Source organism: Streptomyces sp. NPDC057638 (assembly GCF_042800315.1).
Lineage (GTDB): Bacteria > Actinomycetota > Actinomycetes > Streptomycetales > Streptomycetaceae > Streptomyces.
Genome location: NZ_JBHVHF010000579.1, coordinates 1 through 1,898, shown reverse-complemented (window position 1 = coordinate 1,898; position 1,898 = coordinate 1). Strand labels below are relative to the sequence as shown.

The window sequence follows — 1,898 nt, the reverse complement described above, 5'->3', positions numbered from 1 at the left end:
TCACCGAGCGGGCCGAGGTCGCGCCGATCTCGTCGGCGATCTCGGCGACCACCGACGCCGGCACGGTGTCGTCGACGGTGAGGACGACCAGCGCCTCACCGCCCTTGCCGGTACGGGAGACCTGCATCCCCGCGATGTTCAGCCCGGCCTCGCCGAGGATCCGGCCGACCGTGCCGACGACGCCGGGGCGGTCGTCGTAGCGCAGCACGACCATGTGGTCGGCGAGGGCCAGGTCCACGTCGTAGTCACCGATGGCGACGATCTTCTGGAGGTTCTTGGGGCCCGCGAGGGTGCCGGAGACCGCGACCTCCTCACCGCCGGAGAGCGTGCCGCGCACGGTGACCACATTGCGGTGGTCCGGCGACTCGGAGCTGGTGGTGAGCCGGACCTCGACCCCGCGCTCCTGGGCGAAGAGCGGCGCGTTGACATAGCTGACGGTCTCGGCGACGACGTCCTCGAAGACACCCTTGAGGGCGGAGAGTTCGAGCACCTTCACATCGTGCTGGGTGATCTCGCCGTAGACCTCGACATCGAGCCGGACCGCGACCTCGCCCGCGAGGGCGGTGAAGATCCGGCCGAGGCGCTCGGCCAGCGGCAGACCCGGCTTGACGTCCTCGGCGATCACTCCGCCCTGGACGTTGACCGCGTCCGGTACCAGTTCACCGGCGAGCGCGAGCCGCACCGAACGGGCGACGGCGATGCCCGCCTTCTCCTGGGCCTCGTCGGTGGAGGCGCCCAGGTGCGGGGTGCACACGACCTGGTCGAACTGGAAGAGCGGGGAGTCGGTACAGGGCTCCTTGGCGTAGACGTCGAGCCCGGCGCCCGCGACGCGGCCCTCCTTGAGCGCGGAGGCCAGCGCCTCCTCGTCCACGATCCCGCCACGGGCCGCGTTGATGACCCGGACGGTGGGCTTCACCTTGTGCAGCGCGTCATGCCCGATCAGACCGAGGGTCTCGGGGGTCTTGGGCAGATGGACGGTGATGAAGTCGGAGACCTCCAGCAGCTCGTCCAGGGAGAGCAGCTTGACGCCCATCTGCGCGGCCCGCGCGGGCTGGATGTAGGGGTCATAGGCGACGATCTTCATCCCGAACGCGGACATCCGCTGGGCGACCAGCACCCCGATCCGGCCGAGACCGACGACACCGAGGACCTTCTCGCTCAGTTCCACGCCGGTGTACTTGGAGCGCTTCCACTCGCCGTTCTTCAGGGCGGTGTTGGCCTGGGGGATATTGCGCGCGGTGGCGACGATCAGACCACAGGCCAGCTCGGCGGCGGTGACGATGTTGGAGGTCGGGGCGTTGACGACCATCACACCGGCCTTGGTGGCGGCGGGGACGTCGACATTGTCCAGGCCCACACCCGCGCGGGCGACGACCCTCAGCTTCTTGGCGGCGGCGATGGCCTCGGCGTCCACCTTGGTGGCGGAGCGGATGAGGATGGCGTCGACCTCGGCGATGGCCGGGAGCAGCTCGGCGCGGTCGGCGCCGTTGCAGTGGCGGATCTCGAAATCGGGGCCGAGCGCGTCCACAGTGGCGGGCGACAGCTCTTCGGCGATGAGTACGACGGGTTTCCGAGGCGCAGTGCTCACGTGAGTCCTCACAAGTCCATGAGTGCCCACCCGCGCTCAGCGAGCGACGGGGGGAAGGACGGCCGTCCCGACGGCCGCATGCGGTGGAGGGGCTAGCCGCGTGGAAGACGCACGACACTGTGGGCCTGACGCGTAGGTGCTGCTCATTGTAGTGCCGCCCCACGCCGGGTCTTGCGCCTTCACGGCAGGATCACCCTTCCGGGGCTGGACACGGTGGAGCGGCGCGGGCGGGGCCGACGCACGGCCCGGTCCGGCCGGTCCAGGCCGGTACCCGGGGCCGGAAACGCCCGGGGCCGGGCCGGAATTCTCC

General features: G+C 70.3%; 1 protein-coding gene. It reads right to left on the bottom strand.

The annotated features are described in order from the left end of the window. Positions 1-1,588, bottom strand: a 1,588-nt coding sequence (gene serA, locus ACFVIM_RS34935) for a phosphoglycerate dehydrogenase (RefSeq protein ID WP_384310353.1), incomplete at its 3' end; no start/stop codon positions are given. Between the last annotated feature and the right edge of the window lie 310 nt (positions 1,589-1,898).